The sequence below is a fragment of the Zunongwangia mangrovi genome (assembly GCF_900112105.1).
Classification (GTDB): domain Bacteria; phylum Bacteroidota; class Bacteroidia; order Flavobacteriales; family Flavobacteriaceae; genus Zunongwangia; species Zunongwangia mangrovi.
Genome location: NZ_FOKV01000019.1, coordinates 1 through 6380 on the forward strand (window position 1 = coordinate 1; position 6380 = coordinate 6380).

The 6380-nt window shown below is 29.1% G+C and carries 5 protein-coding genes; all 5 read right to left on the reverse strand.

Annotation, left to right across the window (positions count from 1 at the left end; genetic code table 11):
• Nucleotides 1-143: 143 nt before the first annotated feature.
• The 5 genes from BM201_RS17765 to BM201_RS17785 all read right to left on the reverse strand — a co-directional run bounded on the left by BM201_RS17765 (nt 144) and on the right by BM201_RS17785 (nt 5927).
• Nucleotides 144-1052, reverse strand: a complete 909-nt coding sequence (locus tag BM201_RS17765) for a DUF1963 domain-containing protein (RefSeq protein WP_092545139.1) — start codon at nt 1050-1052, stop codon at nt 144-146.
• 874 nt (nt 1053-1926) lie between these two features.
• A complete protein-coding gene (locus BM201_RS17770; RefSeq protein WP_092545141.1) occupies nt 1927-2427 on the reverse strand; it encodes a hypothetical protein in 501 nt (166 codons plus the stop codon).
• Nucleotides 2427-2675, reverse strand: coding sequence for a hypothetical protein (locus tag BM201_RS17775; RefSeq protein WP_092545143.1), 249 nt, complete (start codon nt 2673-2675; stop codon nt 2427-2429). Before BM201_RS17775 ends, BM201_RS17770 begins: the two co-directional genes overlap by 1 nt.
• Nucleotides 2676-2844: 169 nt before the next feature.
• On the reverse strand, nt 2845-4548 hold the full coding sequence (locus BM201_RS17780; RefSeq protein ID WP_092545145.1) for a hypothetical protein: 1704 nt from the start codon (nt 4546-4548) through the stop codon (nt 2845-2847).
• A gap of 155 nt (nt 4549-4703) precedes the next feature.
• Nucleotides 4704-5927: a WG repeat-containing protein gene (locus BM201_RS17785; protein WP_092545147.1), complete on the reverse strand. Its 1224-nt coding sequence runs from the start codon at nt 5925-5927 to the stop codon at nt 4704-4706.
• Nucleotides 5928-6380 lie beyond the last annotated feature (453 nt).

Below are 6380 nucleotides of genomic sequence, written 5' to 3' on the forward strand. Positions count from 1 at the left end.
GCTAACGGTTTCGAGTATGGACAGTTGCGAGTTGGTTTGCCAGGTTTTGTCCGCTTATAATAAATATAGCTAAAAACATCGAATAACGGATGAAGTATTTAGCCGCAATTGGCTATACGCGTTGTTGTACACAGTACTTTTCTTTATGTTCCTTGAAACGCCATAATAACATTTTCGAAATCCCTATTTTTCAAATTTTTCGGTTCAATACCAAAATAGATTGTCATACCACCACCAAACTTACTTAAATCTGAATTATTATCATTACAATCTAGTTGTAATAAAATGCTATAATCTTTTGAAATTTTGTCAATTTCTGTTTTTTTTGAATTATAATCTTCTATAGTTTTTATTTCTAAAATTTTTGTTGCAAAATCAATGACAACGGTTGACTGGATAGATCTGTCTTCTCCTAAAATTTGATGAAAAATATCAGAATTCTGATTGAATAAAGTGTCGTTAAATTCGGTTACAGAGTCATAGAAATACTCAAAGTCCTCATATTTATTAAAGTATTTTTCTACTTTATAACTAGTATAATGTGGTAAGGTCAAATATTCAAAATATTCAATTTGTGCAGCTTTAAATTTGCTTTCTTGAAAATATCCTTTTGGAAAATTCTGTCTTTGTATGTTTTTAGTGTTTTCAATATAAATAATTTTATAGCTATCCTTTTTATTTAAAAAACCAGGCCATTCTTTATCGATAAATATGAAAACATATAACATTCCTTTGCTCGGAAGACTGTTGTCCTTGACATATTTGTTTAGCTCAGTTAAGTTATACTGCGCACAAAATGTCAAATATTCATTTTCAAATTTAGGCCATTTGAAATCATTTGGTAAATCTGGGTTTCCACCAATTTTAGATATTCCAATTTCTATTTCATTATCTGTTTTAGATTTGGTTTTTATTCCAATTGTAGGTTTTATTAAATCGAGTATTTTTAATTTATCTGAATTTTCTATTTCATAACTAGATTCGATTAAATACTTTTTAATTTTCTCCAATTTATTCTGACCGAAACCAGAAAGTGAAGATAAAATTGTCATTATAAGTAACTGTTTTTGTATTAAGTTCTTCAATTCTAAAGTATTGTGTACAACGGCTTCGATTATCGCAAGTAGTGGAATAAGGGACACGGATTTGTCGGCTTAGTCTTTTCTTGCTTTGATTCTAAAATTACACTTTTTTATCTAAAAACCGCTATTTGCGATTAATCGTTGTTGTAAAATGTAGCGATACGTTCTGATATAAAATTATCCGTTTATTTATTCTTTTAAAAATTATTGTCAGATTTATCGAATATTAGCTCTGATCAGATTTTACTATTATTCTCAAAAAATGGGAGAGAGGTTTTTCAAGTTTAAAAATTGATAGTGAAAATTCACAATTTTAAATTTCTCCAGCGTTGCATTTTAATTTTTAGCTGAATTTCTCAATTATAATGTTTTGGGAGAGATTGGTTCTGCGATATGATCGGCTTTTTCAGTTTTTAATTTATATTTAAACCGAATTTTCTGTAAGATGATTTATCAATTTTATTGAAGTAAAAAACAGAGTCTAATTTTATACAATTTCACCGTTATTTTCTCTGATTTTTTGTCCGCGTTGTTGCTAATCCATTTAGTTCCAATTTTGTTTTAAGATTTTCAGAGAATGATTTTGTCAGTTTTTCAATTCTTTAAAATATAAAAAAAATTGGTCTGATTTTATCGAATTTGGAGTATTATTTTTTCTGCGGTCAGTTCTGTTTGCAGAGGGAGATTGGGTCAGGAGCTATTTTTTACAACGGTCTTGTATAACAATCAGTTGCGGATTGGTTAAAAACTAATATAGCTAAAATTACCGACTTTTATGCTTGCGCGGTTGTGTCCGCAGGACACAAAGCCGCAATTGTTGTTATACGGTGTTGTGGTGTCGTTTTTATTCGCTTTTCCACTTATCGTAAATTTTGATCGTATTTCTGTATCTTGAACTAACTCCGAAGTTTTCATTATAAGAATCAACAGCATCAAAAATTGTATCTCGATATTCAGTTCTCCAATCTCTATCAGATAAATAGTCGTGTAAAATACAATACGAAAGTCGGTCGAGAGAGTTTAAATAATTTTCTTTTGAGACATCAATCTTGTCTCTATAAATTTCTAAAAGTTCTTTGCTCAATTTTTTCTTTGAGTTTTCTAATTCAAGATTATATTCTCTTAATTCAAAATTTGCCTTATCAAAATTTTCTTTTCGTTTGTTTAATTCGCTTTCCAATTCAAGAACAGTCATTAAAGTACTGTTTTTTTGATTTTCTGATAATCCTTTTAACTGTTTTTTGACTTGTTTTATTTGATAATAAGCAACCCACAAAACACCACCAGAAACTAGCATTGTCAGAGCACTTGAGATAGCAGAAATCCAGTCAGTTGTTGAATTCATTAATTTTTAAGTTTAGCCATAAGTTTTTGTAAAATTATTTGAGCTTTACCTGCATTCGAATTGGTCATTCTGTGGTCTTGAGTTTTTGGAACAAAGTCAAAATCATTTCCACCACCCATTTTGAAATACATTATAATTTCAGTCGGCGAAACTCCGCGACTTTTCAAAATTGGTACTATTTCGTCCAAAATAATATCAACTTCGGATTCTGTTTTTGCGTACTTAAGTTTTTCTAAATATTCTTTCATTTTTCTTATCTGTTCGGTTGTCAAAATGCACCACAACGGTTTTGTGTATGAGCAGTAGCGGATTTTAAGCAACTACTTTTCAGATGGCAATATACTTTAATTTATGAACAAATCGGTTCGAGTTAGCAGTCAAACAGCTATTGCTTATACACGTTGTTACCAGCTGGCTTTATTCTTTTATTTCTTTTAAATATTTATAATCATTTCCTTGTTTTAGTAAAACATATTGATTCCAAAATTTTTCATCATTTAGATTGTCAACGGAAAAATTCCATTCGGTTATGGAACCAATTTGGTCAACAACTTTGCTTCCAAATAAATTACCTTTAATAGCTACAGGGTCAAAATAGTTCCATTCATATAATTTTTGGGAATTATTAAAAGCTACAAAATAGTGTAGTTTTTTTATTCCATCCTTGTCGGTTACTAATACAGGATTAATTGCTAAATCTCTGTTTTCTGAATATATTAAAGAATGAACAGATAATTTTGAATAATTGTTAGATTTATTTTTCTTTAAAGTTTCATAAGTTGGTTTAAAAATTTTTTCGTTCAGTTGCTTTTCAAAAGCAGTATTTTTTAATTGTTTTTCTTTTCTTAAAGAATCAGCAACAATTTCGTATAATCCAATATAATCTCGATTATTAACTTCATCAGTTTTCCATATAGATTCTCCATATTTATCCCAATCTGGGTCTTTTTTTAAATCAGGGACTTTTTCAAATAAATTTGTTTCCCAAAAATCAGGATTTAATTCTGTTGAATTTTCTTTGAAAAAATTCCATTGTTGAAGATTATTAAAATATTGTTCCTGTCCTTCATTTATTGAGTTTGCTTGGAAATAAGTAACATTTGATTTTTCATAATACCATTTATCATTGTATTTCACAGCCTTTATAATGTAAGCATATGTTCTTGGAATTTCTTCAAGAAACTCCTTGTCCTTAATGTCATTTGGTGAAATGATTTTTACGTTTTTATCTTTTTTATTTTTAGTTAAATCTTTAAAATCTTGTGAAGAGACTTGTTTAATAAAAAAAGCTACAAATTTAGTTTTGTCATCATTTAGCAATAATTGAAAAGGTTTGTCATTATTGTTAGATAAAATGGTTTTTAAAAATTGCTCATCAAACTCTTTTCTTAAATATTCATTTGAAAGAATATTAAATCTTTCTTGACTTAATTGTTTTTCTTTTTTTAATGTCGGACTGTTAATTGCAATTGTATAAATAATATCGTTCAATGATTTCGACAAAGCATTGTTAATTGTACAATTAATTGATTCATTAGCACACGCAAACTCAAATCCTGGATTATTCCAGTCTCCAACATAAGATTTATCTAATATTATTGAGTTTGATATGCTGTCAAATAATTGGATTTGAATTTCGGCATAACCAACGTCATTTTTTTTGTACAACTCAATTTTTGAGAAATTAAGAACATATTGAAATTTCTCATTTTCGGATATGCTTTTTAAATTAGTTAAAGAACCATCGCTTTTTTTGTCTTTTAGAATAATTAATAGGTTTGGGAACTTTTCAAAAAAACGATATGCTAAAAATTGCTCGGAAATGGAACTTGCATTTTTGAAGAAATCTATGTTTTTAGCAAATTCTATTTCACTTTTTATCATCTCTCGAATGTTTTCGGGTTGTGATAAAAAATCTTCAGATTTAAGGTAGGTTTCTGTTTCCGAAGTATTGTTGTTTTTTACAATACTGTTGTTGTATTCCGTTACTTCTTTCTCGAATGTTTTCTCATATTTTGTTTCATTTGGGGAAAGTATTAGAATTGTGGGTTCAAATTTTTCCTGTGCAAAAGTTAAGATTGAGATTAATAGAATTATTAAAGTAAATAATTGTTTTTTCATTTGCGTTCTGTTGTTTTCAGCTTGCTGGTAACGGTCTTGTATAACAATCAGTTGCGGATTGGTTAAAAACTAAGATAGCTAAAATTACTGACTTTTATGCTTGCGCGGTTGTGTCCGCAGGACACAAAGCCGCAATTGTTGTTATACGGTGTTAGCTAACGTATTTTAAGTTTTTCTAATAATTCAAAAACTTGATTTTTAGATTTATTTAATGGAATAACATATTCTCCTTTATAATTAATAACAGCATACATATTTGATTCTTGAACGAAAGCAAGGGATTCTTTAAATCCATTTTTCTTTAGGTTCCAAAAAGAGCTGGATGGTGATTCTTTACTTCCAAACACAAATATGGAGTCAAATTTATATTCTGTTAATTGTTTACCTTTGTGGTTAAAGGTAGCCCATTTTTCATTCTTCTTAAATGCAATAATGCCTTCAAATTCTCTTATATAGCCATTGTGTATGAATGATATAAGAATATTTCCATTTAAATCAATAAGACCCCATTTTTTATTTTTTCTTGCGGCTGCACAATTTAAATGGGGATAGCGTAAAATTTCGTAGTCGGATTCATAAAATATTTTACCGTTAATGTTCATAAAACCTACTTGGCCATTGTGTTTTCTAAATACAGTTATATCGTTATAATATTTGCTAACCGAATAGAAAGTAGGCTTTATAACTTCAAATCCACTTTTATCAATAAAGCCATATGAGCTATCTATTCTTACAGCTGCTCTATTATTATGAAAATCTCCAAATGCAGTATATTTTAAATCTGTAAGGAATTTTCCATTGGTTTTTACCATAGCAGAAAAGTGTCCTTTTCTTACTCGTAAAGTGTCTGAACCAATTTTTTTAAACCAATCGTAAACAGGCTCTAATATTGGTTTGCCATTTAAATCATAAATTCCATATGTTTTTTTAATACTTCTTGTGTCTGTAAATCGTGTTTCTGAAATAAGACTATCTCTTTGTTTTTCTACAAATAATTTTTCATTTTTCAAATAAATCTTACTGAATTTTAGAGGAAGTACTACTTTGTTATTTTTATTTATAACACCACACTCATATTCGTGCGAGTATTTAGTTCTGTTTTTGACATATAGCAATGAATCATCAAAAAAATAGATTTTATCGTATTTAAATGGTATGATTACTTTGTTGTTTTTATTAATTACACCAGCTTTATTATTTTTATAAACGATTGCTTTGTCACCCAAAAATTCGTTTGCATATTGGTATTGAGCATTGATAGCTATATCATTGTTGTTTTTAAATCCAAAAAGCCCATCAGCTTCGAATATTTTCAGTTCTTGTGAATAGCAAGTAACACTAATTATATTAAAGAATAATATTTTGAAAATGTTGTTCATTTATATATATGTTAGCTAACGTCTGCGGATATCGACTGTAGCGTTTTGGTTTTTTAGTTTTATCCGATATCACTGTTTCCAGTAAAAATAGTAAAAACTTTCGAATAGCTCGTAGTTACGCTATTGTCGATATTCGCTGTTGTGCGCAGTAATTTTTGAACCGGCCTTAGCCGCATACCCATTTACGCTTTTTAAGTTCGTTTTATTCAAATGTTCAAAAATTACGCAGTAAGTGCGGCGCAATCATATAAGAGTATGTTTTTGGCAATAATTGCTCATATCAATGGCGGGACTGATATGCGCTGTTATTGACAAAATTCTAGGATCAAAGCAAAATAGGGGCGTCCGTAGCAGTGCTCCATTGTGATTAAGCTAGTTGATTTTGTCAAAAAAATCCACTACCTTAACTCAGGCTTTTATACGAGTTCGCTCGTATTTGAAAGTGCACTTTCA

What these genes read in the sequence shown, in the direction of transcription:
- BM201_RS17765 (WP_092545139.1), bottom strand. Translation starts at nt 1,052, where the DNA reads ATGACAATTTTATCTTCACTTTCTGGTTTCGGTCAGAATAAATTGGAG.
- BM201_RS17770 (WP_092545141.1), bottom strand. Translation starts at nt 2,427, where the DNA reads ATGAATTCAACAACTGACTGGATTTCTGCTATCTCAAGTGCTCTGACA.
- BM201_RS17775 (WP_092545143.1), bottom strand. Translation starts at nt 2,675, where the DNA reads ATGAAAGAATATTTAGAAAAACTTAAGTACGCAAAAACAGAATCCGAA.
- BM201_RS17780 (WP_092545145.1), bottom strand. Translation starts at nt 4,548, where the DNA reads ATGAAAAAACAATTATTTACTTTAATAATTCTATTAATCTCAATCTTA.
- BM201_RS17785 (WP_092545147.1), bottom strand. Translation starts at nt 5,927, where the DNA reads ATGAACAACATTTTCAAAATATTATTCTTTAATATAATTAGTGTTACT.